General features: G+C 58.4%; 23 protein-coding genes and 1 tRNA gene. 18 read left to right on the top strand and 6 right to left on the bottom strand.

All coding sequences use genetic code 11. The annotated features are described in order from the left end of the window. Nucleotides 1-65: 65 nt before the first annotated feature. The 4 genes from K7J14_RS13335 to K7J14_RS13320 all read left to right on the top strand — a co-directional run bounded on the left by K7J14_RS13335 (nucleotide 66) and on the right by K7J14_RS13320 (nucleotide 4,882). Nucleotides 66-521 (top strand): hypothetical protein, encoded by a 456-nt coding sequence (locus tag K7J14_RS13335; protein ID WP_230757297.1) that lies wholly within the window; start codon nucleotides 66-68, stop codon nucleotides 519-521. Between the two features lie 38 nt (nucleotides 522-559). Next, nucleotides 560-1,816: a sensor histidine kinase gene (locus K7J14_RS13330; RefSeq protein WP_230757295.1), complete on the top strand. Its 1,257-nt coding sequence runs from the start codon at nucleotides 560-562 to the stop codon at nucleotides 1,814-1,816. After that, entirely contained in the window at nucleotides 1,813-3,261 is a 1,449-nt protein-coding gene (locus K7J14_RS13325; protein WP_230757292.1) for a sigma-54-dependent transcriptional regulator, read from the top strand. Before K7J14_RS13330 ends, K7J14_RS13325 begins: the two co-directional genes overlap by 4 nt. Before the next feature lie 73 nt (nucleotides 3,262-3,334). Beyond that, the gene (locus tag K7J14_RS13320; protein ID WP_230757290.1) at nucleotides 3,335-4,882 is read left to right on the top strand and encodes a DUF6938 domain-containing protein; all 1,548 of its coding nucleotides are present in this window, start codon (nucleotides 3,335-3,337) and stop codon (nucleotides 4,880-4,882) included. On the opposite strand, the gene K7J14_RS13315 is transcribed toward K7J14_RS13320, so the two are convergent. After that, nucleotides 4,837-5,571, bottom strand: a complete 735-nt coding sequence (locus K7J14_RS13315; protein ID WP_230757287.1) for an isoamylase — start codon at nucleotides 5,569-5,571, stop codon at nucleotides 4,837-4,839. The two genes, K7J14_RS13320 and K7J14_RS13315, sit on opposite strands and share 46 nt — an antisense overlap. Nucleotides 5,572-5,684: 113 nt before the next feature. On the opposite strand from K7J14_RS13315, the gene flcA reads away from it, so the two are divergent. Beyond that, a complete protein-coding gene (gene flcA, locus K7J14_RS13310; RefSeq protein ID WP_230757284.1) occupies nucleotides 5,685-9,191 on the top strand; it encodes a periplasmic flagellar collar protein FlcA in 3,507 nt (1,168 codons plus the stop codon). A 39-nt stretch (nucleotides 9,192-9,230) separates the two neighbouring features. On the opposite strand, the gene K7J14_RS13305 is transcribed toward flcA, so the two are convergent. Then, a complete protein-coding gene (locus K7J14_RS13305; protein WP_230757280.1) occupies nucleotides 9,231-9,791 on the bottom strand; it encodes a hypothetical protein in 561 nt (186 codons plus the stop codon). Nucleotides 9,792-10,002: 211 nt separating this feature from the next. On the opposite strand from K7J14_RS13305, the gene K7J14_RS13300 reads away from it, so the two are divergent. Further along, nucleotides 10,003-10,074, top strand: a tRNA-Val gene (locus K7J14_RS13300). A gap of 89 nt (nucleotides 10,075-10,163) precedes the next feature. Continuing rightward, nucleotides 10,164-10,787, top strand: a complete 624-nt coding sequence (locus K7J14_RS13295; protein WP_230757277.1) for a diacylglycerol/polyprenol kinase family protein — start codon at nucleotides 10,164-10,166, stop codon at nucleotides 10,785-10,787. Here the strand turns inward: K7J14_RS13295 and K7J14_RS13290 are convergent. Next, the gene (locus K7J14_RS13290) at nucleotides 10,776-11,597 is read right to left on the bottom strand and encodes a hypothetical protein (protein WP_230757275.1); all 822 of its coding nucleotides are present in this window, start codon (nucleotides 11,595-11,597) and stop codon (nucleotides 10,776-10,778) included. The genes K7J14_RS13295 and K7J14_RS13290 overlap by 12 nt on opposite strands. 105 nt (nucleotides 11,598-11,702) lie before the next feature. Here K7J14_RS13290 and K7J14_RS13285 point away from each other — a divergent pair, with 105 nt between their 5' ends. Continuing rightward, nucleotides 11,703-12,383: a DUF2259 domain-containing protein gene (locus tag K7J14_RS13285; RefSeq protein ID WP_230757266.1), complete on the top strand. Its 681-nt coding sequence runs from the start codon at nucleotides 11,703-11,705 to the stop codon at nucleotides 12,381-12,383. Here the strand turns inward: K7J14_RS13285 and K7J14_RS13280 are convergent. After that, nucleotides 12,378-12,794, bottom strand: a complete 417-nt coding sequence (locus K7J14_RS13280; RefSeq protein ID WP_230757265.1) for a hypothetical protein — start codon at nucleotides 12,792-12,794, stop codon at nucleotides 12,378-12,380. The two genes, K7J14_RS13285 and K7J14_RS13280, sit on opposite strands and share 6 nt — an antisense overlap. 89 nt (nucleotides 12,795-12,883) lie before the next feature. On the opposite strand from K7J14_RS13280, the gene K7J14_RS13275 reads away from it, so the two are divergent. Both K7J14_RS13275 and K7J14_RS13270 read left to right on the top strand, forming a co-directional pair. Then, nucleotides 12,884-13,909, top strand: coding sequence for a hypothetical protein (locus tag K7J14_RS13275; RefSeq protein WP_230757264.1), 1,026 nt, complete (start codon nucleotides 12,884-12,886; stop codon nucleotides 13,907-13,909). A gap of 63 nt (nucleotides 13,910-13,972) precedes the next feature. Beyond that, entirely contained in the window at nucleotides 13,973-16,429 is a 2,457-nt protein-coding gene (locus tag K7J14_RS13270; RefSeq protein ID WP_269062466.1) for a U32 family peptidase, read from the top strand. Nucleotides 16,430-16,560: 131 nt separating this feature from the next. On the opposite strand, the gene K7J14_RS13265 is transcribed toward K7J14_RS13270, so the two are convergent. Beyond that, on the bottom strand, nucleotides 16,561-18,471 hold the full coding sequence (locus K7J14_RS13265; RefSeq protein WP_230757263.1) for a hypothetical protein: 1,911 nt from the start codon (nucleotides 18,469-18,471) through the stop codon (nucleotides 16,561-16,563). A gap of 34 nt (nucleotides 18,472-18,505) precedes the next feature. On the opposite strand from K7J14_RS13265, the gene K7J14_RS13260 reads away from it, so the two are divergent. The 3 genes from K7J14_RS13260 to K7J14_RS13250 all read left to right on the top strand — a co-directional run bounded on the left by K7J14_RS13260 (nucleotide 18,506) and on the right by K7J14_RS13250 (nucleotide 20,899). Next, nucleotides 18,506-18,982 (top strand): hypothetical protein, encoded by a 477-nt coding sequence (locus K7J14_RS13260; protein WP_230757260.1) that lies wholly within the window; start codon nucleotides 18,506-18,508, stop codon nucleotides 18,980-18,982. 70 nt (nucleotides 18,983-19,052) lie between these two features. Next, nucleotides 19,053-20,108 carry a histidinol-phosphate transaminase gene (hisC, locus tag K7J14_RS13255; protein ID WP_230757259.1) on the top strand — a complete coding sequence of 352 codons (1,056 nt, stop codon included), beginning with the start codon at nucleotides 19,053-19,055 and terminating at the stop codon, nucleotides 20,106-20,108. An 11-nt stretch (nucleotides 20,109-20,119) separates the two neighbouring features. Then, the gene (locus tag K7J14_RS13250; protein WP_230757258.1) at nucleotides 20,120-20,899 is read left to right on the top strand and encodes a metallophosphoesterase family protein; all 780 of its coding nucleotides are present in this window, start codon (nucleotides 20,120-20,122) and stop codon (nucleotides 20,897-20,899) included. On the opposite strand, the gene K7J14_RS13245 is transcribed toward K7J14_RS13250, so the two are convergent. Next, on the bottom strand, nucleotides 20,865-21,815 hold the full coding sequence (locus K7J14_RS13245) for a ketopantoate reductase family protein (RefSeq protein WP_230757256.1): 951 nt from the start codon (nucleotides 21,813-21,815) through the stop codon (nucleotides 20,865-20,867). The two genes, K7J14_RS13250 and K7J14_RS13245, sit on opposite strands and share 35 nt — an antisense overlap. Nucleotides 21,816-21,877: 62 nt before the next feature. Here K7J14_RS13245 and K7J14_RS13240 point away from each other — a divergent pair, with 62 nt between their 5' ends. Genes K7J14_RS13240 through pyrC form a run of 5 tightly spaced genes read left to right on the top strand, consistent with a single transcriptional unit; the run spans nucleotide 21,878 to nucleotide 26,635 of the window. Then, nucleotides 21,878-22,384 (top strand): hypothetical protein, encoded by a 507-nt coding sequence (locus tag K7J14_RS13240; protein ID WP_230757254.1) that lies wholly within the window; start codon nucleotides 21,878-21,880, stop codon nucleotides 22,382-22,384. 27 nt (nucleotides 22,385-22,411) lie between these two features. Beyond that, entirely contained in the window at nucleotides 22,412-23,788 is a 1,377-nt protein-coding gene (gene purD / locus K7J14_RS13235; RefSeq protein ID WP_230757253.1) for a phosphoribosylamine--glycine ligase, read from the top strand. A gap of 50 nt (nucleotides 23,789-23,838) precedes the next feature. After that, nucleotides 23,839-24,828, top strand: a complete 990-nt coding sequence (gene pyrB, locus K7J14_RS13230) for an aspartate carbamoyltransferase (protein WP_230757251.1) — start codon at nucleotides 23,839-23,841, stop codon at nucleotides 24,826-24,828. Next, complete coding sequence (locus K7J14_RS13225; protein WP_230757247.1) at nucleotides 24,825-25,262, top strand: aspartate carbamoyltransferase regulatory subunit; 438 nt, start codon at nucleotides 24,825-24,827, stop codon at nucleotides 25,260-25,262. Before pyrB ends, K7J14_RS13225 begins: the two co-directional genes overlap by 4 nt. Beyond that, a complete protein-coding gene (gene pyrC / locus K7J14_RS13220) occupies nucleotides 25,259-26,635 on the top strand; it encodes a dihydroorotase (RefSeq protein WP_230757245.1) in 1,377 nt (458 codons plus the stop codon). Before K7J14_RS13225 ends, pyrC begins: the two co-directional genes overlap by 4 nt. Nucleotides 26,636-26,650 lie beyond the last annotated feature (15 nt).

Genomic DNA, 26,650 nt, shown 5'->3' with positions numbered 1-26,650 from the left:
CAGTATGTTAGTACCCCGTAAAAAACGTTCAAAAGGACGCAGACCAGGGGAAGGAGATCAAGCGTATGAAAAAGACAATTATCGCCGCTTTCGCGGCCCTCGTCATCGGATCGGCGGCATTCGCGGCCGGCGCCCGCGACACGGTTTCAGTCGAAGGCGTGCTCGCCGTCGCGGAAGGAATCCCGACCGTGCAGGCAAAGGATCAAACATGGGTTATTCCGGCAGGCCCCTTTTATCAGGTTGCCTGGGAAAACGGAATCAAGGTGGGCGACAAGCTGAAAATCGAAGGATTCTCTTTCGAAGGCCGCGGCGAGTGCGCGATCGAAAACGCTAAAATGATCATGCCCGCCAAGGTATGGGTCAACGGAAAGGAACTCGATCTTTCTGCCTACGCGGATTCCCGCGGCTTCGGAATGGGGCGCGGCGCAGGCTGCGGCGGGAATAGCGGAAGAGGCCCGAACGGCGGCCGCGGCTATGCCGGCGACGACGAAGATCGTCCGTTCAATCGAAACAGAAGGTGATTGTTGCGCCCCGCCTTTAGGCGGGGTACACTTCCGGTATGAAGAGAAAGCGGCTTCCCTTTGCAGGCCTCTATATACTTATTCCCGCGGCAGTGCTGCTGGCCTTCAGCTTCGCGCTGCTTTTGGTGCGCCAGGAGCATGAGCGGCGCATGGAAGAACTTGAATACCGTTCATTCCAGATACTGATGGGCCTTCTCGATCATCATCGGGATTCGGGGCGGCTCGATCCGCAGTCGTGGCCGGAGGTTCTTTCCTTCGCCCTGTACGATTCGTCCGGGGCGGCGGTATATCGCTTCGGAGACGCTCCTGCTGCCGTAGACTACCGGGCGGTTCCCGTCCGGGGCGCAACCATCCGCAAAAAAAACTCGATCGTTCTGCTGCGCAGGGCCGGCGCCGTTCCCGGTCATATGCCGGGGGAAATGCCCGGTCCCCGGCGGGGCATGATGGAGCGCAAATACGGATACATATACGCCGAACTCGATGTCTCCCAGTTCCTTTCCGAAGGCAGGCTTTTCTACCTTGTACTCTACGGCCTTCTTGCCGTTTTCATCGTGATCCTTGCCCTTCTCGCCGTTCTCGCACGCCGGCTGTCTCGCTACCGCGAACGCGAAGAATCTCTCAGCCGCCTCGTCCAGCTCGGGGAGGCCGCGCGCACCCTCGCGCACGAGATCAAGAATCCTCTCGGCGTAATCCGCATCCAGTGCGCGACCCTCAGAAAAACGCTCCCCGCCGAACGGCAGGGCAACGTCGGCGTCATCGAAGAGGAAACCGCCCGGCTCGCCCTGCTCGCGGACCGGGTGCGCGAATTCCTTCAGTCCGGCGAGGGCTCGGCGGAATCCCGGGATGCCCGATGGTATATCGACCGCTGCGGCGAACGATGGGCCGGACGAATTTCCGCGATCTGCGAGTCAGCCGATCCTCTTCCCGTTTTGATCGACGGCGATCGTTTATTGCAGGCTCTGGACAATCTGGTTTCCAATGCCCTCGAATCGGGGGGGGGAGGGGAAGAGCCGCCGGTCGTTCGCCTTTATTCCCGCGCCGGACAGGCCGTGTTCGAGGTTCTGGACCGCGGCGTCGGGATTCCGCCGGAGAACCGGAGCAGAATTTTCGAGCCGTTTTTCACCACGAAGGCCAAGGGCACGGGCATCGGCCTCGCCCTTTCGAAGAAATACGCGGAACAGGCCGGCGGATCGCTGACCTGGACCGAGCGGCCCGGCGGCGGTTCCGTGTTCTCGATAGCGTTGCCGCTTGCCGGCGCGCGGCGAAAGTCCGAATCCGGGGAGCGTTCTGAATGAATGATGCGCGCATACTGATAATAGACGACGAGCGGAACCTCAGAAATTCTCTGGCCGAATACCTTGCTCTCGAGGGATTCCGGTGCTCAGGCGCCGCGAACGGCGAAGAAGGCCTCGCTCTTTTGGAGCGCGAACTGTTTTCGGCTGTTCTGCTGGATCTTCGCATGCCCGGCATGGACGGTCTCGAGGTGCTCGACCGCATCCGCACCGGAGGACCCGGCCTTCCGGTGATCATCATGAGCGCCCACGGCGACATCAACGACGCGGTTTCCGCCATGAAAAAGGGCGCAGACGACTATGTGGTCAAACCCTTCGATCCGGGCGAGCTTGCGGTCAGGCTCGAAAAGGCTCTGGAAAAAAATCGCCTCCTCCGCCTTGCCGACGTCGGGCGCAGGCTGTACGACGAGCCGGCTTCGCTCGGCGGTGCGGACGGCTCGCGATGGCTCGGGGACGATCCGGCGATGCATTCCGTCGTTACTCTTGTCCGCAAGGCCACTCCGTCTTCCGCCACCGTTCTGGTTACCGGCGAAAGCGGCACCGGAAAGGAAGTGATCGCCCGGGAGCTTCATCGCCAGAGCCCCCGGTCCGAGGGTCCCTTCGTTCCGGTCAACGTCGGCGCCATTCCCGAAAGTTTGCAGGAAAGCGAGCTCTTCGGCTTCGAGAAGGGCTCCTTTACCGGCGCCGACCGGAGCAAACAGGGCTTGTTCGAGCTTGCCTCCGGCGGAACCTTGTTTCTCGACGAGCTGGGAGAGATGAGTCCTTCGCTTCAGGTGAAGCTCTTGCGCGTGCTCCAGGAGCGGGTCGTCGTCCGGGTCGGCGGCGCGCGACCCATTCCGGTGGATGTGCGCGTAGTCGCCGCGACCAACCGGGATCTGGAAGAGGCTGTCCGCGCGGGCGCCTTCCGCGAAGACCTGTATTTCAGGGTGAATGTGATCAGAATTCATATTCCGCCCTTGCGCGAGCGGCCTCTGGACATCGCTCCTCTCGCCGGCATGTTTCTCGCCCGGTTTTCCCGGGAAACCGGCAAAAAAATTTCCGGCATCAGTCCTGCGGCTCTGAAGCTGTTGACCGAGTATCCTTTTCCCGGAAACGTGCGCGAACTGGAAAACGCGATGGAGCGCGCGGTCATACTGGCGGAAGGAGACGAGCTCGGCCCCGCCGATTTTACCCTGTCGAGCCGCCTGCGCCCGCCGCCTGCCGGGTCCGCCGCCGCTGAGTCCGCGGCGGCATCTGCCGCGGCTTCTGCGCCTGCCGCCCCTGCATCCTTAGCAGCGCCTGCCGTGCAGAGCGAGGTCTTGAGCGTCCGTGAAGCCGAGCGGCAGGCGATAGTTTCCGCGCTGGCCGTAACCGGCGGGCATCGGGAAAAAACCGCGAGTGAACTGGGCATCTCCCGGCGCACGCTTCTCAATAAAATGCGAGAGTACGGGCTTCTCGGAAAAGACTAGCGACCTTCCCGCGCGCGCTCGAATCCGGTTGAAAATGAGTGCAAATTTCTTCGACCGGACGTACACTGATCGCATGGATCACACACGGATTTACGGAAATCCCGTACCTCATAGAGTCATTGTCAAAGCAGAAAAACGCTACCAGCGTTTCGCCCGGAAATTTTCCTTCGATCCCGAATCGAGCCCCGTGCTTGAAACCCGGGAAGAAGGATTCGCCTTCGAGGACTTCGGGATACGCACAGTGCGCGAAGCATCGAACATCCTTCCTGAGTCTTCCGGAGCGACTCGATCCCCGGACCCCGCATCGGCGGCGTCCCCCTTCGATTCTGCCGACGGCGTCGTGCTCGGCACCATCCGCATGGGCTTCGGCCATTGCCGCATGGCCATCGCTCTCGCTTCCGCGGCCAAATCCCTCGGTCTGACCCCCTATTGGCTCGACCTCATGTCCTTCCCTGATACCGCGGCCAGCAAAACCATACGCTATCTCGAGGATCTCTATAATCTCGGCTCCCGGATTTCGCAGCGGTCCCGGCTTTTCGACAAATACATCTGGGACTACGTGACCAGCACTGCCGCCCAGCGTCTTGCCTTCACGCTCGAAGAGGACTCCCTTTCGCGCATATTCGCTCCCCTCTACCGCGGCTTGCCCCGCGACATCCCCTTCCTGTCGACCCATCCGTGGACCGGCCACGCGGCGGTGAACGCAGGACTCGAAAACATCGTCACCATTATTCCGGACAACTTCCCTCTCGCCTTTCATATCGTGGAAGGTACCGTTCATGCGGTCCAGTCGCCGTCCACCTATATGGGCTACCGCACCCTCCACTCGATGGGCGTGGACATGCGCCTCGATCATTGCATGCCGGCCTCGGACATCTTTCTGGCAGGCCATTACGTCGACCACGAGATCGTTTCAGGCATCGAGGCGGATTGCGATTCCCGGCTCAGACGCATCAGGGACGGAGAAACCCGCCGCTTCCTGCTCACCATGGGCGGCGCGGGCGCCCAGGTGCTCCGTTTCGCGGACATAGCGCGCACCTGCAAAGACGCGATCGCCGGCGAAAAGGTGTCGCTGTTCATTAATATGGGAGACCATAAGGGCCGATGGGCCGATCTTGAAAAGATGTTTCGCGAGGACGGAATTTCCTGGACCATGCATTCTGACTGGAAAGAAACCCGCGCCTTCGTTCAAGAAGCTGCCGAACGCCCGGTCCGCGGCGTCCATGTCTTTCTGCATGACGAGTTCTGGTGCGCGGTGTACTCGACGAATCTTTTGATGCGGGTGTGCGACGTGATGATCACCAAGCCGAGCGAGTTGTCGTTTTATCCGGTGCCCAAACTCTTCATCCAGCGGGTCGGCCGGCACGAGGCCTGGGGCGCGATCCGCGGAGCGGAAATCGGCGACGGTACGATCGAAACTTCCTCGGTAACCGGTTTGCACCGGACGCTTAATCTACTGGTGAACGACCGGGATATGCCCGCCCTGTATTGCGACAGGATTCTGCGGAACGCAAAAAACGGGGTTTACAACGGCGCGTACGAGGCGGTAAAAAAGGTCAGGGACATACGGACCTCTCACTCCACCACGACTACGGAGGCTACTCGCCCGTCCCGCGTGTAGACGCGTTCGGGGTTCGTATTGTCCGGGAGGCGGTTCGAGCCTTCGTAGTACGAATAATACCAGGTGCCCTTCGGGAGCGGCACGGCCAGTTCGTATCTGCCGGGCGAGGTTTCCTCGAGCTCGTACATGAACGGATCCCAGTTGTTGAAGGTTCCGGCGACCCTTATCACCGCGCCGCTTTCGCCTTCATACACGAACCGGACCTTTCCGATATTCACATTCTGCGTCTGGAAGCTCTGGAAGAACTCCACGGGGAGCACCGAAACCTGGATGCCGTTGGGATAATCGTATTCGCTTGCCGCGTTCAGGGGGTCGGTCGACCAGAGTCCGTCGATGACCATCCGGTATCTGATTTGATGCACGCCCTCCGGAATTTCGGCGATGTAAAAAAGAATCGATTCCAGCGGTTTCCCGTTCGAGTCTTTCTGGGGCTTTCCGAACTCGTCCTTTCTGACGATGCGCTGCAGGGTGTGGATAGTCTGCCAGTTTTCATGTTCGAAGGCGACTCCTGCATGCCGGGCGCTTCCCTTCGCCGTGAAAACAGCGTATCTGCCGTCGACTACCGGAGCGCGGGCGCGGGAGATCCCCGAGACGAGTTTCGAATATGTTACCGCTTCGATGTCCGCGGCCGACGCCGCCAAACAGGCGCAGAGCGCGAGGCCTATTAATAGAAGTTTTCGTTGTTTCATAGTGCTTCTTTACAATTGTCGGAAAATGCTACAGAATCTTGAGATCTGTCTTCGCTAAAGTCGATCCGGGATATGGCCGAAAATCTGATATACGAGGTGCGTACAGGAAGACCATGCCGGGAATAAAACAACTCGAACAATTCAGACAAGTACTCAGCAATCTCGGCCATGAGCGCGAAATCGCCGCCGAACGGGGCGAAATTTACGACGAGTATCCCCGCCCTTCAGAAATTCTGGCCGCTCCGCCCCAGGTCGATGTAGACGATCTCCTTTCTTCGATCGGCCCCGACGTTCCTCCTTCCGCCCAAGAACCGCAATCCTTTTCTCCCGACTCAGAATTCGCATCGGAAACTGAAGTCGAAGCAACGCAAGCTTCAACCGACTATCAGGACGATTTCAACATGGACTCGTTTTTCAGCAACTCCTCGTTTTCCCCTCCGGAATCCGAACCTGAAACGCCTGTTCCTGAAGCTCCGGCCCTTGAAGAATTCGACGATTTTCTTTCATCTCTTCCGTTGGACAATTCCTCTCTGAGCGAAGGATCGGCGGAACCTGAACCGTCCGATTCGCCTGAAGATGTTTCATTCGACGATTTTTCCGTGCCGCAGGATCTCCTTGCCGGCTTCGCGAACGATATCGAGGCCGAGCGCGGCGCGGCAGACTCGCCGGACGATCTATCCGCAAATTCCTTCGAACTTCCGGACTTCGGCGCGGTTAATCCCGAGCCCCCCGACGCAGACTTCCCTTCCGGTTCCTTCGACATCCCCGGTCCGGAAGATCTTCCCGGCTCGCTGGATTCTATGACCCCAGAAACGGACCTCGACGATTTCGGCCTGGAGGACGCCGGCCTGGAAACTGTCGGACTTGAAGACCTTGGCGACGCCGGCCTTGAAGATCTCGGACTTGAATCTGCCGGCCTTGAGAACCTCGGCGACGCCGGCCTTGAAGATCTCGGACTTGAAGCTGCCGGCCTTGAAGACCTCGGCGACGCCGGCCTGGAAGATCTTGGGCTTGAAGCTGCCGGTCTTGAAGACCTCGGCGATTCGGCCCTTTCCGATTTTTCGCTTCCCCCCGCAGATCTTTCCGGCGATTTTATGGACGCCATGGATCTTTCCCCCGGATTGGAAGACGGCATTCCCGCTCCGGCCTCCTTCGAGCTTCCCGATTTAGGCGGCTCGGATTTCGGAAACCCCTTCGGCTCCGATGAACCTCCCCGTGGAGATTCCTCTCAAGACGACGTCGAAGCTCTCGATTTCTCTCCGGGATTCGAGGACGGCATTCCGGCCGCGAAGGATGTTGCCTTCCCGTCGATGGACGACGAACCGGCTCCCTTCACCCAGGAAGATGCTCCCGCCAATCCCTTCGGCGACGAATTCGCTGATTTTTCCATCCCCGACGACCTGCAGGTCGAGGAATCGTCCGATTCCTCCGCGGGAGACGCCGATCTGGACGGCTTCGACGGCTTCGTGCTCGACGAGAACTTTCTCCAGGACAGCATCGACAGCGCCCTGCCGGACGATGAGTTCCATATTCCCGGTTTCTCCGACTTTACCTCGTCTCCCGCCCGGACTTCGATTTCCGAGATTCCTGAATCCGCCATTTCCCGGAAAAACGCCAAAAAGGAAGTTCGCCTTGAGCTGACTGATTCCGAATTTGAAAAGTTTCTCGGTCTTCTTTCTGATTTTCCGCTTAATCTGCGGATGGCCGTCGAGGAATACCTTGCCGGATCGGCCGGGACCGACATCCATAAGATGGAAATGGTTCATTCCATTCTCGGGGGAACCTCGGTTCGCAAGATCGCCCGAACCCTCGAAGGCGCCCTCGACCGTTCCATCCCCATACCCAAGGATTTCGAAAAGAAAAGCGCGGAACAGCTGGAAGCCGAAAAAAGCTCGCTCCGCTATGTATTCTTCAACAAAATACTGCCGGTCGCCGTCATTTCTTTCATCGGATTGCTGCTGGCCGCCTGCACCTTTTATCTCTCGTGGCAATTCATTTACCGGCCTCTTGCGGCCGAAAGCCTGTACAAGCGCGGCTATCAGGCTATCGAGGACGAGCGCTATACGCAGGCGATCGATCTGTTCAATCAGGCCGTGGTTGTCTGGGAGAAGAAGGGCTGGTACTTTAAATACGCCCGCGCCTTCCGCGATAAACGGCAGTACATCTCGGCAGAACATATGTACGAAGGCCTGCTCGCCCGCTATCGGAACGATCTTCCCGCGGGGCTCGAATACGCCGAGATGCTGCGGTTGGACATGAGAAACTACGCGAAGGCCGTAGAAGTGCTCCGCCGGCGCGTCCTGGATCATCATGTCAATAATCGGGAGGGATTGCTGCTTCTCGGCGATACCTACCTCGATTGGGCCTGGGAGGATCCGTCCAAGTACGCGGACGCACGGCTCACGTACGCCTCTCTGATCGAGCTCTACGGCAAGGAAGACCCCTTTCTCGCTCGCATGATGCGGTACTTCATCCGCACCGACAACCTCGCGGAAGTGCTTCCCCTGAAGGAGCACTTCATGGAAAAGAAGCGCAAAATCGGCGCCTCCGATCTGGTCGAACTGAGCGGATACCTCGTAGACAAGCGCTATAATCCGAAGCCCGGCGATTCGGCGGCTCTCGTAAACAGGATCGAAGACGTTCTCAAGCTTCTTGAGCGTGCGGCGAAAGCCGATCCTTCCATCCCCGAAGCTCATTACAATCTGGGCCGCTACTACATATACAACTACCGCGCGAAGCCGGCTGAGCTTTCGCTGCAGCGTTCGCTGTCGGAATTTTCCCGGGTGCGGTCGATGTCGCCCCGCAGAGTTCTCGTGCAGGTGGACTGTTATCGACTTCTGGGCGAACTGCTGACCGAGGATCGGGAATATCTGGACGCGAGGCGCATGTTCACCGAAGGTATCACCCTTTACCGGGCTCACCGCGAAACGCGAACCGTCCGCCAGGACCCGCTGGTCGGGAGGCTGTATTCAGACTACGCGGACATCGATTATTTCATCTCGAACGATCTTGAGAACGCCCGTGATCATTACCGCCTCGCGATCGCGGAAGGCTACGATACTCCCTCTGTGCGCTACCGGATCGGCTATTCGTCCTATCGATTGAAGGATTACCCTGCCGCAATCGAGTCGTTCATCATGACTCACGCGGAACGCCCACAGGACCGGAATCTTCTGTTCAGCATGGGAAACGCCCTGCATAGAAGGGGCGATTACTTCGCCGCCCAGGGGTATTACGAGCGTTTGCAGGAAGTGCTTGAATCCGAGCGGATACGAAAGGGAATTCTCTTTCCGCAGGTGCGGACAGATCACGGGGACTTCGTCCAGTTGTATATGCAGACTTCCAATAACCTCGGGGTCACGCTCAACAGAATCGCGCAGCGGACGGGCAATATCGCTTTGAACGGGCGGGCTCTGGCGCTGATGGCCGAATCGTCCCGCGCCTGGGACGCGCTGACCCGAAACCCCGATACGCTGGTCCGCGCCCAGGGTTCGAACCTCGCGTATCTGAATATTCAGAACATCACGCGTCCGGCGGAACTCTTCGTTCCGGAAACCTATCCCGATATTCCGAAAACGCTTGAAAACGAGCGCATCCTTCAGCAGCGGGTCGACCAGTAATCTCCGGCCGGCCGGCTTGCGGAAAGAGTAACCGCGTTCTCAATACCGGTAGCGAATCCCCGAACCGAAGGTGAACCCGAGCCCCGGGTCGTTGGGGAACTCGCCGGTATAGCCGAATTGCAGGGGAATCGAGAAATGCTCGAAAAAGATCATTTCAATCCCGATGCCCAGACCCGCGACTCCGTTCGCCTTGTACGCGCCTTCCTCGTACACGTCGTCGTTGGTATCGTCTGTCATATATCCGTGGTGTCCGATCGAGGCCCAGCTGTACAGCCTTCCCGCCACCTGGTCCGAAAAGGTATTGCCGAATACGGTGTGCATGCCCTGAAACACAACCGAGTAGTCGAGGATATTGGCCCAGTCGTCTTCAGGCCGATAATATCCGCCGCCCGTTACGGTAAAACCGAAGGAGTTGAACCAGTGTTCGAACTGGAGTCCGTAGGCGCCCCCGTTCGGGATGGCCATGGCGAACATGCCGAGGGCGCTGCGGTAGTCGTCGAACCGAACCTCTTTTTTATCGGAGCTCTCCGCGAAAACTCCCGCGGCAGATATCATACAGAAGGCCAGGATTGCTAAGGTTGCGCGAACAGTTGATTTCATATCTTCCTCCAGTAGTCTAAAGGATATATCGCATTCTCCCAGGCTTGACAACAAGGCTCTTGCACAATGATCCCCTACCTGATATTATACTTTCTCGTATCGTACATCACTCGATTTACGCGCCTTCTTTTACATGCAGTTCTTTTTTTGGACGTTTAACTCAGCGGTAGGGTGACGCGGGCGCATGGTTCTGACATATAGTTCTTTTTTTGGACGTTTAACTCAGCGGTAGAGTGCTACCTTCACACGGTAGAAGTCACTGGTTCAAATCCAGTAACGTCCAAAGAAAGAACTTTTTTTTGTTTTTACGAAACCAACCGCTGCCTTATGTGTTATAGAAAGTGATATAACGCGAACCATGCAGGGAATATAATGGGAATAATCGCCGATTTCAGATACCGGAAGATATCGCATACTGCAACGGTAAATGATCTTCTGAAAGAGTTTTTCAGAAAGAGCATACATTTATGCGCTTCCCTTGTGCCCTTTATTGCGACTCTCAACTACAGTTTCACCCTGGTTTCGCTCTCGTCTGTGATTTGCCTGTACACCTTTTGCGAATACAGGCGCATAACCGGAAATCCCATACCGTTCATTTCCCGCGTAACCGCCTACGCTTCACGCAAGCGCGACGAAGGTCGTTTCGTTCTCGGTCCGGTAACGATGGCTCTTGGCGTTTTATTCGCCCTTATTCTGTTTCCGCCTCAGGCCGCCCGGGTCGCCGTGTACGCTCTGGCCTTCGGAGACGGAATCGCCAGTCTGGCGGGAAAGTTATATGGAAGAATCAAGATTCCCCGGGCGGGCGGAAAAACTCTCGAAGGCAGCACCGCCTGTTTCATCGCCGTTTATGTTTCCACCCTTGCAGCAACCCATGATCCGTTCAAGTCGTTTCTGGTTGCCCTGCTGGCAATGACGATAGAAGTTCTTCCCATCAAAGACTACGATAATCTCGTGATTCCCCTGGCCATCGGCGCCGTGATGACGCTACTGCCATAGATAGTAGCGGTGCATCCGGTCCATGTAGAGCCAGGTCCCGAAGTTCAGCAAAGCCGCGCCGCTGATCGCGTAGAGCCAGTTGTCGGCGAGAATCAGCAAAAAATAGCCCGGGATTAACAGAGCCAAGCCTCCGGCGCAGGAAAAGTATTCTTTTGTTGCCCTGGTTATGCCCAGAATAAGGTACGAAAGGATTGCCAGGGCTCCGATGCAGGCGAAAAACAGAGAGAGAATCGCCGGATATCCGGTCAATAGTATGAAATTCGACGTTGGTGCCATCGAATTGATGGGAATGGACTGAGAAAGACTGAAAGAAATAAAGCCGAGCAGAAAAATCGATGATCCGATCATTTGCGCAGTTTGAGCACTGTTGAACAGTCCGCTCGAAAGAATCGAAAGCAGAAAGAAAATGCGGGAAAAAAGGCTTACCCGGCTGATGACCGTAATCAGATAGCCGCCGTCGACTCCGGTCAAAGGAATGACGATTCGCAGCATTTCGAAGGAAACCGCGAACACGGAAGCGGCGAAAAAAATCATTTCGGAGCTTTGCGTCTTTTCGAATCCGCGGTAGATGTAGATAAGCCAGATCAGGGAAAAAAACGGAAAAGCCGCCAGGTGGATGAGCGAAGCGGCAGGGCTCCATTGCGAGAAGGGCAGGCCTCGCGGCGGCGAAAGCACGCGCACTCCCGGGATTTCGACAGGAAGCCTGCCTCCGGTAAGCGCCGTCACTGCGATGCCTATCGCCGCCGCGGAAAGAAGCGCGGAAACTGCGATGGCCAGCTTAAAAAAACGATTTCTGGTCGCTATGGTCATGCGTCATGATACCACTAAAAAAGCGTTTACGTGAATCTCAAGTGAAGCTGATTTTCTGCCGATTCTGTACAGCAGAGACTCATTCTGTATACAATGGAGCAGTACATGCGAAAAACAACTATCCTTTTCTTCATTTTCCTGATTATGGCCCACGGTTGGGCCGGGGATGTTGCCACCTTTGTGAATCTCGGCTTTTCTGCCGATGGAAAGCAGTTCGTTTTCGGACAATACGGCGTTACCGACAAAGACTATCAGGCCTATGCCGATATATTCGCGGTCGATGTGGCGAAAAACAGTTTCATTCGCGAAGGTTTGTTCTCCCGCAAGCCGTCTTCCGATACAGCCGCCCGGGATGCGAAAGGCGTGTTCGCTTCGCTTCAGAATACCGCGGCTCCCGCGATACAGAAACTGTCGGTAGACAGCGCGAATCAGGGACGCCCCCTCTATATCCAGGCCGTGGACGAACCCGGATTGCGGACCATCGCGTTCAGGGATTTTGAATCGTCTACAGATTACTCGGTCGAAACACATGTGCTCGTCGAGGGTTCAGGCAAGGACGTGAAGTCTTCGTTTTATCTGTCCGTATCGATTACGGGAAAAGACGGAAAGACGGCGAAAAAGACGGTGGGGCTTCCCGGCTTCAAGCGCGACGGCGTCAAGGGCTATCTTGTGCGCCGGGTGCAGATCGATCAAACCGGTTCGTCGCTGGTTTTCGTCGTAGAAAAAGAACAGGTCGACCGGAACGGTTCATCCATCCGATACATGGTCGAAACGCTTCGGTTATAACTGAACGTCGTTTTCTCCGGGAAGCACCTTTCTGAAAATCTGGAAAGCTGTTTTTCCGTCTTCCCGGAGAAGCCTTACGAACACCCGCGAATCCGCGAATTCCTTTTCCCTCCATAACGATTCAAGCCACACTTCTTCCGCTGCCTGCCGATAGAGGCTCTTCAACTCCGGAGCGAACAAATCGCGTCCTTCTTCAGCCCCGCACGTCCCTTGAGCGAACAGATAATAGCCCGAGGGGATCTCTGTCGCGGTTTCTCCGCCGGCCAGATGATCTTCCGTCTTCGGTTCCAGGTTGCCTTTTTCCACCAGCGAGGAAAAGGCGAGAATCGCGAACGTCCCGTCCGAATCGGGCGAATCGGTTCCCGGCGTGATGGTTTTATGCAATTCAAGCGAATGTATTCGATAGCTCATGCGTGAAAAATAGCATTTTTTACCGGTTTTGGGCGAGATCTTCGGGCAGAAGTTCGAATTGAAGGCGACGAGGCTCCGGAGGCTTATCTATGAAACGATGCATCCCGCTTATTCAATTCGTCCGCTTAGTCGCTTCGATGCTGCTTGCCGCCGTCTGTTCCTGCTGCTCGCTGGACGAAGAAATCGTCTCCCAGTGGGGGATGGATGTCTCCTGCCCGCATCTTGTTTCTCTCTCTCCCGCAGACGAAACTTGCGTAAAGGCCGATTTCACCCAACCTGTCCGCGTAGTCGCGAGCTCCCTGAGGACTGATATTGAAGACGGTCCCGATCTTCCTGTCTCGCCAGCCGATACTGCGCTGTCAACAGCTGTTTCTTTTCTGCTTCCCGCGGCTCCGGGGCCCGGGAAAAAAGCTCTTCTTTCGGCGACGGTGGAAGACGCGAGAGGGAACCGTCTTTCGTTCGCGGTTCCCTTCGTCGGCTGGAATTCCAGGGTTCCCCGGCTCGCGGTGAACGAAATCCGTTGCGTGTATTCCAAGCCGCGCGTAGAGTTCGTTGAATTGCTTGTATTGGAAGACGGGAACCTGGGCGGCGTCGCGATAGAAAATCCGGGAAACGCCGCGTCTCCGGTCTGGACTTTTCCTTCTGTAGAGGTTTCGCGCGGCGATTTCGTCGTATATCATCTGCGCTCGATAGAAGAAGGTCTTGTCGACGAAGTCTCTCCCGGCCTCGTTTCCGCTGGAACCGACGCCCGAGCCGACGCTGTCGACTTCTGGGACGATCAGACCAAGGCTCCCTTGAAAAAAACCGGAGGAATCCTTGTTCGCGAGCGCGTCGGCGGGAAAATCCTCGACGCGGCGTTCTGGGCCGAGGACGGAAAGGATTCCTGGCCGAATCCGGGCCTTGAGGCGGCGGCCGCGGAAGCCGTCTCTCAGGGTTCCTGGGGTCCCGATTCCGGGATAGGCTCGGCCGTTCCGTCGATGGGAACTACCGCGACGCGAACTCTCTGCCGCGACAGATTCAGCGGAGGCGTCGAAGATACGGATTCGGCCGCAGATTGGCGCGTGTGCGCGACGGGAAAAAGCTCGGCGGGAGCAGAAAACTTCCACTGGCAGTGAGCCTCCCCGAGGTTTGCATAATCCGCGAATACAGAGTACTATGCGGGTTAGAACGGAGGCATTATGGCAGAGTTATTGGCACCGGCAGGAAATCCTGAAGCCCTGGACGCAGCGATCGGGGAAGGGGCGGATGCCGTATATTTGGGGCTGAAAAGCTTCAACGCCCGCCTGCGGTCTTCTAATTTCGCGTGGTCTCAATTCGAGGCGACCGTAGAAGCCCTTCATAAACGGGCAAAGAAAGTTCTTGTCACGGTGAATACCGTCTTGCAGGAAAACGAAACCGAGCGGATGTACCGCTTTTTGGAATATCTCAACCGCATCGGTCCGGACGGATTGATCGTTCAGGACTTCGGCGTATTGAATCTTGCGCGCACGCATTTCCCGAATCTCAGGATCCACGCGTCCACCCAGATGAACATAGCCAGCGCGCGCGCGGCGAACGCGATGAGCCGCTCGGGCGTGTCCCGCGTAGTGCTCGCCCGCGAACTGGGCCTTCCGGAAGTGCGCGAGATCAGGGAGCGCACCTCGTGCGAGCTTGAAGTGTTCGTCCACGGAGCCCTGTGCGTAAGCGAATCGGGTCTCTGCCTGTTCTCGAGCTTCCTCGGCGGAAAGTCTGCGAACCGGGGCATGTGCGCCCAGGCGTGCAGGCGTTTGTATACCGCGGAAGTGAACGGCGGAACCCGCCAGGGGTACTTCTTCTCTCCGAACGACCTTCAGCTCATCGACCGGATTCCCGACCTTGTGCAGGCGGGCGTCAATTCCTTTAAAATCGAAGGACGGATGAAAAGCGCCGAATACGTGGGAACGGTCGTGTCCGCCTACCGGTACGTCCTCGACAACTGGGAGCGCGACCGCAAGGGCTCTCTAGAGACCGCCCGGCGCATTCTCGCGAACGATTTCGCGCGCGCGAAAACCAGATACTGGTACGATTCATCCCACGCCGAAAACGTCCTCAATCCCGATCAGGCCGGCGGAACCGGAATTTCTCTCGGCACCATCGACAAGGTGCGCGAAGCGGGCGAAACCCGCGAAGCTCTTTTGCGGGGCGGCTCCTACGATCCCGACGAGGGCGATTCTCTTCGCTTCCATAAAAAAGACGATTCCGCGCGCGAAAGCCACAAAATCCAGAAGGTCACGGTCGAACCGGCCGGACGCTGGCTGGACATACCCGAAGGCTTCGGCAAAGGCGATTCTGTCTATCTGATTCAGACGAAGGCCATGTCCCGCCGCTATCCCCGCGTGCTCGGAGATCTGTCCTCTTATAGAAGCCAGCCCGGAGGCGACCGTCTCCCTCCGCTCCAGCTTGAAAAGCCGCCCGTGCAGGCTCCCGTAACGGCCGCCGAGCGCGCCACGGCGGGAAAACCCGGAGCCGGAAAGCTTTCCGCCTTCCCGGAAGGCATCTATGTGCAGGTATCCACGATCGAAGATTTATACTCGATTCTGATGGATCGGCCGGTTCGGGCTATTCTTGAATTAACCGCCGAAACCCTGCCCGCTCTTCTCGGCGAAGCGTCCGTCTCACATTCCGGCGGAGCGGGGACTCTTCCGTTCTCGAAACGCGAGCTCATCATATCGCTGGATCCATTCCTTCCACAGGAAAAGGAGGACGGCCTTTCCACAGCCCTCGACCGTCTCGTGGAAAACGGATACGTCAATTTCATCGTCAACAATCCCGGCCATATCGGAATGCTGAGAAACCGGGGTCTCAGGCTGATCGCCGGACCCTATCTCTACACCTTCAACCGATGGTCGATAGACTGGCTCAATAAGCAGGGGTTGTGGCAGTGGATTACGCCGCTGGAGAATTCGCGCGATAATCTGGAAGCTTCCATCGATAATTCCTGTCGGGAACAGGCCTTCGTGACCGTGTACGCCTATCCTGCCCTGTTCAGGATGCGCTTCAGCTTGCCCAAGGATTACACCTTCACCTTTTTCTCCGATCGCCAGGGCGGATCGTTCAAGGCTCTTTCTACGCAGGAAGGCTCCTACGTCTTCCCTGAAATGCCTTTTTCGATAGCCGATAAAACCGCTGTGCTTCAAAAAGCCGGCTTCCGCAGATATGTCGTGGATTTTTCCAAGACGAAGGTCGACCGCCAGGAATACCGGGCCGTCATGGATTCCCTGCGCAAGGGGACTGCCCTGGAGGGCGTGTCGCGCTTCAACTGGAAGGACGGCTTTTACGATCCTGACCGCATCGAAGAGTACCGGCAGATGAATGAACGGGCTTCAGAGCGGTCATCCGCGGCATTGAAGGCAAAGGGCTACCGCGGTAAAGGCGGCGATTCTGCGGCTTCTGGCCCGGGCCGCGGCGGACGAAAGGGCGCCGGAAAGCCCGCCTCTGGCGGAGCTCGCGAAGGCGCCGCCGGCAGAGCGCGAGATTCCAATGCAGGCAGCGCGCGCAAACCGGCGCGTTCCGGGAAAACCGGGCAGTCCGACAGGCCGGGACCGTCGGGAAGATCCCGGCCGGCCGGAAAGCCGGGATCGGCAGGCCGATCCGGCGGACCGAAAAAACGCGGCTGAGAACCTGAATGAATGCTGTCCGGCGGGAAACCGCGGGACGGCTTTTTTTTTGCGAGATTGGTTCCGGTCGGCTCGCGCGCAAAAAAAAGTTTACGAGCGCGATGCGACGACCGCCGCGGAGCGGGAGGCGGTCAGCCCAAGCCGAGTATGAGTTTTACGATGTAGAGCCGTACGTAGGCGAGAAGGGCGTCCCTGTTTTTTATCTTCATCAGGCTGGGCGTATCGACGAGGGTTTCCGTGAGGTTGTCCACTCTGGCTCGGTCGAAGGTCGACGCCCTGATCGTTCTGATAATTCTGCGGATATAGTCGCGGATCAGCGAATTCACGTCTTCCGTAAGGTTGTCTTTCATCTTGGGGTCGAGATTGCGGTTCCACAGATCGAGCTGGGTCCGCAGTTCCCCTTCGAGTGTCGAGCCTTCGGGAACGAGTTTCCTTTCGATGTTTTTCGCGGCTTTCTTCAATTCTTCGCGTTTTTTCTCTTTCGCGTCGTGGGAGTCTCCGGGGGTCTGGATCGATTCTTCCGTTTTTTGCGTATTTTCCTGAGCCGCTGGTTTGGGCTTTTTAACCCGCGGACGATGGAAAAACGCGAGGAGCGACGATATGATGGGAACCGTGTACCAGAACGGCAGAAGGATTCTGGTATCGGTCAGCAGTTCCTGCCGGTTGAGCATCAGAAGGTCGCTCAGGGGGAGGAGCCTTCCGTGATCGAAGAGTTTGAATCCGTTCGGCGAGTCCGTGGTCGGCACTCCTTCCAGAGCGAGGAGCGGGACGAAGGACGCATTTAACAGGGCGTGGAGAACCGGCGACAGGGATTTGCAGAGGGTGTCGATTTTTTTCTCGAAAGCCTGCCCGTTTTTCATGGCGTCTTCCTGATCGTAGGACTTCATGATCTGATACCAGTCTTTGGTGATCGCGTCCTTGATTATGCGCCTGCTGTCGTTGCACAGCATGACGAGCAGGGGAATCACTTTTTCCTTGAGCAGAAAATAGCGGTTGTTGTTCACCCTGAAAACCAGGAGGACGGGAAGGGAGTTGAGTCCGGCTTCGGCCGTGCGTTCTTTGATGAAGTATTCCAGATCCGTATCGCGATACTGGCCCAGAAGGGGCACTCCCCGCGAGTCGCTGAACCGGGTAATGGTTTCCATGTCGAAGAAGAACGGCGGTTTCTGGAAGGCCAGCTCCAGATTTTTCAGGGCGGTTTCCCGCTGGAGATCCTGCTGAGCCTTCGATTTGTAATAGTTATTCATGAACTCGGCGATGAAAACGGCCTGGAGCAGGGCGGTTTCTTCGGGGGTTTTTTCGGTCTTCTTCACGTAGTCCTGGCGGATGAACGAACACAGATAGCTCCAGAAGGTGAACGTTTCTCCTGAATGCTTCATCGCGCTGAGGCTTTCGCTCGGCCTGGTCTGGAACTGCACCAGATGGTTTTTGATCGACAGTTCCTTGCCGGGATTCGCTATCATCAGCCTTTTCTGGACATAGTCGCGGGACTCGTCTTTTCTCAGGAAAAGGCGTATCTTTGAAAGCGCGAGATCCAGCAGTTTTTCAGGCGATACCGATCCGGGATATATCATCGGCGCGGTGTCGTCCGGGAAGATGAGCTGGTTGAGCCACGCGTTGCTGCGTTCGCCGCCGTCGATCTTGTCCGTGAAATCGGTCGCGATGTACACCTGATTCAGAAAGGCCGGCGGATAGTTCTGAGGGAGTTCTGAGGCAAGGGGAAAGGGTATTTCGATCCGTTCGTCCAGCTCCTTGTAGCGCTGGAGGATTCGGTCGATATAGAATTGCGGAACGAATACCAGCTTTCTGCCCTTTACATCGGTAGAAAGGGACAGTTTTGCGGCTTCCGCGAGCTTTTCCAGCTCTCTGAGCACGACGGCGAAGGTATCGTCGAGATACATGACGAGCTCCGGAGCTTCCTGGAGATAGTGCCGCGCGTATTTTTGCAGATAGTCGCAAAAATCCTGGAGGATGATCGTTGGAGAATTCAGCTTGGCGGTGTAGAGTCTCAGCAGGACTGACAGGTCTGTCGGAGTTGCCATGAAGCCATTCTACTATATAAGACTTCTTTTCACAATGATGTTTCTCTTTGCCGGCGCTTCGATGGCGGTTTCCGAGCCTCCGCGCGCTGTTTTGATCGAGGGAACCGTCGCCTCGGAGGGTCTTCCCGGTTTTTTGCCGAACCGCATATCGGCGCTGAGGGGAAGGTACCGGGTTTCCGGAGATATTCCGGTCGACGTGTACGCCACTGCCGAACCTCTGGTATTCAGCCCCCTCCTGTGGACGGAGGTCCGTCAAGGCGGACTGCAGGGACACGAATCAGTCCCCCGCCCGGACGATTCTGAAGATGCCGTCGTGTTCGCCTTTCCCCGCCGTCTCGCCATGCAGGAGCCGCTGGCCGACCTGCGCGATTGGCACTTCCTCTGCGTATTTCCCCGGACCGCCGACGAAGCCCTTCGTGCTGCTTTCGCCGCGGCTTTCGCTGAAAAGACGGCCGCGTTCTTTCAGCGCGCGAAGCGTCTCTCTGATCTCAGTTTCCCCGCGGTGTTCTGACCGGGAAACATCTGGTCAATGAGGAGAAAACGGTGTAGGCTGTGCCTATCCTGGATGCACGGAGTACCGAATGTTTGCCAAGCGTTTTGCGGGGCTCAAGCCCTATGTTCCCGGCGAGCAGCCGACCGATCGCGCGTACATCAAGTTGAACGCGAACGAAAATCCCTATCCGCCGTCGCCTGAAGTCGAGAAGGTTTTGAGGGATTTCGACCCGGCCCTTTTTCAGCGCTATCCCGATCCTGACGCGCGTGAGTTGCGGAGCGCCATCGCGGACATGCTCGGCGGCGGAGTCTCTCCGGAGATGATCTTCGCCGGAAACGGTTCGGACGAGGTGTTGTCTTTCGTGTTCTACGCCTTCTTCGATTCGGATTCCCCCCTCCGTTTCCCCGAGCATACCTACAGTTTTTATCCGGTGTACGCCGGCTACTACGATATTCCGGTGATCAAGACTCCTCTGTTAAGCGATTTTTCGATCGATACTGAGGCTCTATCTGAGGGTCCGGGAACGGGAGTGATTTTCGCGAATCCGAACGCTCCGACCGGCATCTATCTTCCGCTCGACAAAATCAGGAATCTCCTCGATTCTGTTCCCCGCGACCGGGTCGTCGTGGTAGACGAAGCCTACATCGATTTCGGCGGCGAGACCGCCGTGCCTCTTTTGGCCGAATACCCCAACCTCGCGATCGTTCGAACCTTCTCGAAGAGCTACTGCTTCGCCGGAGCCCGGCTCGGCTTCGTCGTCGCGAACCCCCCGCTGATACAGGCCCTCTTCACGACGAAAAACTCGTTCAACCACTTTCCGGTCGATGCGCTGACGCAGAAAATCGGGATTGCGAGCTGCCGCGACTCGCGGTATTATGCGGAAATAAACGGCCGGATCATAAAGACGCGGGATTCGTTCTCCGCCTCGCTGCGGAAAGCCGGATGGGACGTTCTCCCCTCGCTGGCGAATTTCGTGTTCGCCAGAAAGGCGGGCCTTTCCGGCCGCGGCGCATACGAGGCGATCAAGCGCGAAGGCATCCTGGTGCGGTACTTCGATATTCCCGGCATTACTGATTTCGTGCGCATTTCTATCGGCCTGCCCGCAGACATGGAAAAGCTGCTGGCAGTTATGAGTTCTTTGTAAGGGAGAGTGATATGTCCGTCATGAAAGTTTTGATTATCTCCGATGGACACGGTTCTTTGGAGATGCTCGACGCGATCGCGCCGGTTATGGAAGGCGTCGATATGGTTTTATACGGCGGAGACTTCGCCGCGGAGAATAAACCGGAAACCGGCCTTCCGTTTCTGGAGCGGCTCGCGAAGCTCCACGATCGCGTGTTCGCCGTTTCCGGCAACTGCGACGGCCCCGAGTTCCTTGAAACCCTGGAATCCTACGACGTGAGCGTCGAGGGATCTCTTTCGTATTTTTCCGGCCTTGTGCTGACCGGCTCGGGCGGCAGCTCCTATTTTAAACGGAATTCGCCGAACGAGCGGAGCGACGAAGAGCTGGTTTCCGATCTTCGCCTCGCCGAGCAGAGTTTGCGGGACGAATCCGCCGGCGACGGGGATTTCGCGGACGGTTCCGCGGCGCAGGAACCGGCGGCAACGGCCTCAAGCGAAGCCGAAGCAGGCGACGGTTGGAACAGCCTCGTAGCGATCGTTCACAACCCTCCGAAGGATACCGTCTGCGATCAGGTCGCCCCCGGAATTCACGTCGGCTCCCCCCTTATCCGATCCTTCATAGAACGCGTTCGCCCGCTTTTGGTCGTATGCGGCCACATTCACGAAGGCTTCGGCAAGGACACGATCGGCTCGACCGTTTTGGCGAATCCGGGCTCCCTCGCGGAAGGCCGGTACGCGATTGCGGAAATTTCAGGCGGCGGCAAGGTTCCCTTCTCCGTCAGCTCCCTCGAACTCCTGCAGCTTGCTCGATGACGCGGAGCAGCCGGTAGAGCGTTTCGTTTACCGGAACCTCGATGCCGTGCTTTTTGCCGAGCTCCATTACCGCGAGGGCGAACATCTCGACCTCTGTTTTGCGTCCAGCTTCCACGTCCTGGCACATCGACGTTTTCCCCTCCGGGGAGAGGGTGTCCAGGACGCGGTACATTTCCCGAACATCGCCGTCCGTCAGAACGACTCCCTCCGCAGCGGCCACCAGCGCGACCTCCCGCATCGCCGACTCGAAAAGCTCGGCGGCTTCCGGGATGCGCGTCGGAGTTTGGAGGATGCGGTAGGATTCGCGCAGCACCGCCGTCGTCTGATTCAAACCGACGTTCATCATGAACTTGTACCACAGGCGGTTTCTCATGTTCCTGGGAACCGTGTACGAGATGGCGCAGCGGTCGAACAGGGCGGCTATCGAGCGGACCGGGGCGGACCATTCGGCCGGGTTTTCGGCGTTTTCGTCGTCTCCGAAGAAGATGGTTCCCTCGTTTGAAAAAACCGTCGCGTTGCCCTCGCGGCCTGCGTCCGTGCCGATTATCATGGCGAGCGGAACCCGGGCGAGGGGAAAGCGCTTCCGCAACAGCTCCTCGCTCGAGACGCCGTTTAAAAGGGAGAGGATGATCGTATCCGGCCCGACATGGTTTTGAAGGTCGTCCATCACCTGCGGTAGATGATGGAATTTGCAGGCGACGACGACCAAATCCCATTGCCCGGGCTCGGCGGCGTCCGCGATTTCGAAACCGGCCTTTTCGCCGTTGAGGACGAATCCGTCTTTTCGGTAGCGTCCGAACCGCGGCCCGGCGGCGAGAATGGCTGTTTCTATTCCGTCTCCCCGCGACAGTTCCCGCGCAACCATCGAGCCGATGGCCCCGGCTCCCGCGATCAGCACCCGTTTTATTTCTTTCATTGCGTCTCCTGGCTCAGCGCGTCGCGCTTGTTATTTCGTTTCTTTTTGCATAGTATAACGCCATGCCCTCATACGCAATAATCATACCGGCCGCGGCCCTCTGTCTTCTTCCCGCGTGCGCCGCCGTCGTCCTGCTTCGTCTGCGCAAGGCCCTCCGCGCCGTCGGACCGGCCATAGAAAAGTTTTCCGGAAAAATCCGGTTGCAGTTCATCGGCGTGATTCTCGCGTCTCCCCTGCTTGTTTCGCTGTTGTTCATCCGCTCCTTCGATCCGCTTTCGACTTTCGCGATCGCAGGAACCGGCGTGATCGGTTTTTACATCGCGTGCCAGGATTTGTTTTTTTCCCGGTATTGCGGGGTGTATGCGCGCGGAATCGTGTGGAACGGCTCATGGATCGAGTTCGTCTCCGTCGAGTCCTGGCGCCGGCTGGATCCGTATTCCCTGTCTCTCCTGCTGACCGGCCGGGAGAAGCGTATTTTCGCCTTCCCCGATTCGGCTCTGCTCGACCGCGTTTCGGCCGTGCTTGCCCGGTTAATGCCTCCGGAGGAATACGCCGACGGCTTGTCCTGATGCCCGCCTTATGCGTATTATGGCCGCATGAAAACAATAGTAATAGGCTCCGGCGGCCGCGAGCACGCTATCGCCTGGGCTCTGTCCCGTTCCCTCAATATAACTGAAGTCCTGTGCATCCCCGGCAACGGCGGCACCGCCATGGAGCCGAAATGCCGCAATCTCCATATATCGGTCGGAGAAACCTCCCAGGTCGTAGAAGCCTGCGTTTCCGAGCTTTCCGGGCTTACGGACGGCTCCTTCGTCGTCGTCGGCCCCGAGGATCCGCTTGCCGCCGGCATCGCCGAGCGTCTTTTCGAAGCAGGTCTTCGGGTAGTCGGCCCCCATGCCGCCGGCGCCATGCTCGAAGCGAGCAAGGACGTCGCTAAAAAATTCATGCACAAATACGGCGTCGCCTGCGCCGCGAGCGTTACCTGCGAAACCGCGGCCGACGCTCTTGCCGAAATCGACCGGATCAACGGCCCCGTCGTCGTAAAAGCCGACGGACTCGCCGCCGGAAAGGGCGTCGTGGTGGCGCCTGACTCCGAAACCGCCTCCCGGGCCGTGCGCGACTTTATGGTCGACTCGACTCTCGGCAGCGCCGGAAGAAAGGTTGTCGTCGAGGAATACCTTGAAGGCGAGGAGATTTCGATTCTTGCCGCCGTGAGCGTCGCTCCCGGTCTGACCGCGGCGGGAAAGTCGCGGATACTGCCCTTCGTAACGGCGCGGGACCACAAGCGCCTGAAAGACGGAGCCCAGGGTCCGAACACCGGCGGAATGGGCGCGATAGCCCCAGCGCCGGGAGTGGATGCGGCGGTGCTCGAGCGCTTCCGGACCGATATACTCGAGCCGACTCTCCGCGGCCTGTGCGCGGAAGGCTACGACTACCGCGGCTTCATCTTCTTCGGCGTGATGGTCACCTCCTCCGGGCCGAAGCTTCTTGAATACAACGTGCGCCTGGGAGACCCCGAAACCCAGGCCGTGCTTCCCCTGATGGAATCGGACTTCGCCTCCCTCTGCGAAGCGATCATCGACGGAAAGCTCGATTCCTTTAACCTGTCCTGGAAGCCGGGCTACGTCTGCGCTCCGGTCGCCGTGTCCCGCGGATATCCGGGCTCGTATCCCAAGGGCTTGCCCATCGCCATCGACGAGCCGAGCGTATCGGCCGCCGGCGGTAAAATATTCATCGCGGGCGGAACGGTCAATGCCCGCGCGTCCGGCTCCCGTTCAGGGGAAGCGTCCGCCGAACCGGGCCAGTTGGTCACCTCGGGCGGGCGAGTGCTCGCTTCCTCGGCCTTCGGCTCCACGGTCGACGAGGCCCGCGAACGGGCGTACCGCGCCCTGGAATCGGTCGGCTTCGACGGGATGTTCTTCCGCCGCGACATCGGTCTGCCCGGCGCCGCCGTTTCCGGCCATCTGTCCTGATCGGAGAAAATCTGATAACATAGGTTTTCAGCAAATACGAAGGGGTGCATATGCTGAAAGGGCGACATCTCATCGAGCCCGGCGATCTGACGCTGGCGGAGCTCGATGATCTTTTTTGTTTGGCGGAGAAAATAATCGCCGAACCTCAGAACTGGTCGGAGGTATGCCGGGGAAAGATCCTGGCAACCCTGTTTTTCGAGCCGAGCACGAGAACGCGCCTTTCTTTCGAAGCGGCGATGCTCCGTTTGGGCGGCTCCACCCTCGGGTTCGCCGAGCCTAACGCGAGCTCCGCGGCGAAGGGCGAAAGCCTCGCCGACACCATCCGCACCGTTTCCAGCTACGCCGACGTCATCGCCATGCGCAACCCGAAAGAGGGCGCGGCCCTTCTGGCGAGCCGCTTCAGCGAGGTTCCCGTCATCAACGCCGGCGACGGCGGCCATCATCACCCCACGCAAACGCTCACCGACCTGCTGACCATCCGCCAGATCAAGGGAAAGGTGCAGGGCTTGACGATAGGACTCTGCGGCGACCTCAAATTCGGGCGCACGGTGCACAGCCTTGCGAAGGCGATGAGCCGCTACCCCGGCAACCGCTTCGTCCTCATCAGCCCTCCCGAACTTGAAATACCCGATTACATCATCAGCCGCGTCTTCAAGCCGGCCGGAGTTTCGTTCACCCGGACGAGGCGCCTCGAGGAAGCGATGGGCGATCTCGATATCCTGTACATGACCCGCGTTCAAAAAGAGCGTTTTTTCAACGAGCAGGACTATGTACGCCTGAAGGACAGCTACATCCTCGATGCCGAAAAGATGCGCCTTGCCCGTCCCGATTTGACGGTCCTCCATCCGCTGCCGAGGGTGAACGAAATATCGACGGAAGTCGACTCCGATCCCCGCGCCGCGTATTTCCCCCAGGTGAAATACGGCATGTATATCCGCATGGCGCTGATCGCCCGACTCCTCGGAGTCGCGGGAGCGGAGCCTGAACCGCTGAAGCAGCCGAAAGCGGGACAAAGCGTGAAGGGAGGGCGGCGGAAATGAACGTACAAAAAATCCGGGACGGACTGGTGATCGATCATATTCGCGCAGGCACGGGCTTGAGAATTTTCAACTGGCTCAAGCTTGACCGCGTCCCCTTCAGCGTAGCCCTCATCATGAACGTGCCCTCCAAACAGATGGGCACCAAGGACATCATCAAGATCGACAACCACCTCGACATCGATTATTCGGTGCTCGGCTTCATCGATCCGAACATTACCGTCAGCGTGATCGAGGGCGAGCACGTGATGCGCAAGATAACCCTCGCTCTCCCCGAACGGGTGGAAAACGTCATCCGCTGCCGGAACCCCCGCTGCATCACCAGCTCCGAAGCGGGCATCCCGCATGTGTTCCATCTCATCGACCGGAAGCGGGCAGAGTACGCCTGCGAATACTGCGACGAAGCGTATCGCGCCGGCATAGGGGAAGTGCTGTGAGTTCGACTCTTGTTTTGAACGCGCGATTGATCGATAAAAATACCGACTGCCCGGGCGCCGTGCTGATCCGGGGCGAACGCATAGCCGGGGTTTTCCGCAATGCCGACTCCTCTTCCGCGCGCCGTCTGGCGGCCGCCGCCCTTGCGGCGGATAGCGGAACCTCCGATTACGACGAATACGACGCGAAGGGAGCCGTTTTGATGCCGGCCTTCGTCGATCTGCACGCGCACTTCCGCGATCCGGGCTTTACGCATAAAGAAGACCTTTTATCCGCGTCCCGCGCCGCCGCGGCGGGCGGCTACGGCACCGTCGTCCTCATGGCGAACACCGATCCGGTAATCTCCGACGGCGCGGCCGCCGCTGCCGTGCGGGAGAGAGTCCGGGAAATCGGCCTGATCGACGCGTTCCAGGCCGTGAGCCTCACCCGGAACTTCGACGGCCGCGACGCTTCCGCCCTGTCCTCCCTGGACAGCCGGGAGGTCCCCGTCGCCACCGAAGACGGCCGCGAGGTCGCCTCTTCCGCCGTCATGCTCGACGCCATGCGCCGCTGCGCCGCCGCCGGCGTCGTGGTTTCCTGCCACTGCGAGGACCCCGAACTCGCCGCCGGGGCGAAGCCCTTCCGCGCGCAAGCCCTTGCTGAATCTGACTCCTCCAGGGTTAAAACCCTTCTCGGCGAAGCGGAATGCCGCCTCCGCCTCGCGGAAGACCTGATGACCGACCGCAATCTTTCCCTCGCCGCCGCTTCCGGCTGCAGGGTTCACATCGCCCACGCGAGCACCGCCGGCGTTCTCGAGTCGATTCGCCGCGCGAAAAAACAGCGCGCTCCGGTTGCAGTCTCCCGCGGCGGCGATACCGCGATCGTCAGCCCCGTAACCTGCGAGGCTACCCCGCATCACCTCGTCCTGACCGACGACTATCCGGCGATCGTGAATCCTCCGCTTCGACCGGCCGCCGACCGCGCCGCCCTCGTCGCCGCCCTGCTCGACGGCACCATCGACGCGATCGCGACCGACCACGCTCCCCACACCCCGGCGGACAAGGCCGCCGGAGCCCCGGGATTTTCCGGCATCCAGACGGCCTTCGCTGTCTGTTTTACCGAGCTGGTCGGAACCGGCCTCGTCGGACTTTCTCGCCTTTCCGCCCTCATGGCCGCGAACCCGGCTGAAATCCTGGGCCTCGAACGGGGCCTCCTGAAGGAAGGCTGGCGGGCGGATCTCGCCCTCGCCGATGTAGATTCCGCGCGGACGCTCGACCCCGACGACGAGTCGGCCTGGTTCTCGAAGGGAAAAAACACCCCGCTCGCCGGAACGCCTTTACGAGGCTGGATAACCGCGGTCTGGAACGCGGGGCGCAGGGTCTACCCGTTCAGCTGACGCTATTCCAAAAAA

This window comes from Teretinema zuelzerae (assembly GCF_021021555.1).
GTDB lineage: Bacteria > Spirochaetota > Spirochaetia > Treponematales > Treponemataceae > Teretinema > Teretinema zuelzerae.
This window is presented reverse-complemented; position numbering and strand designations above follow the sequence as displayed.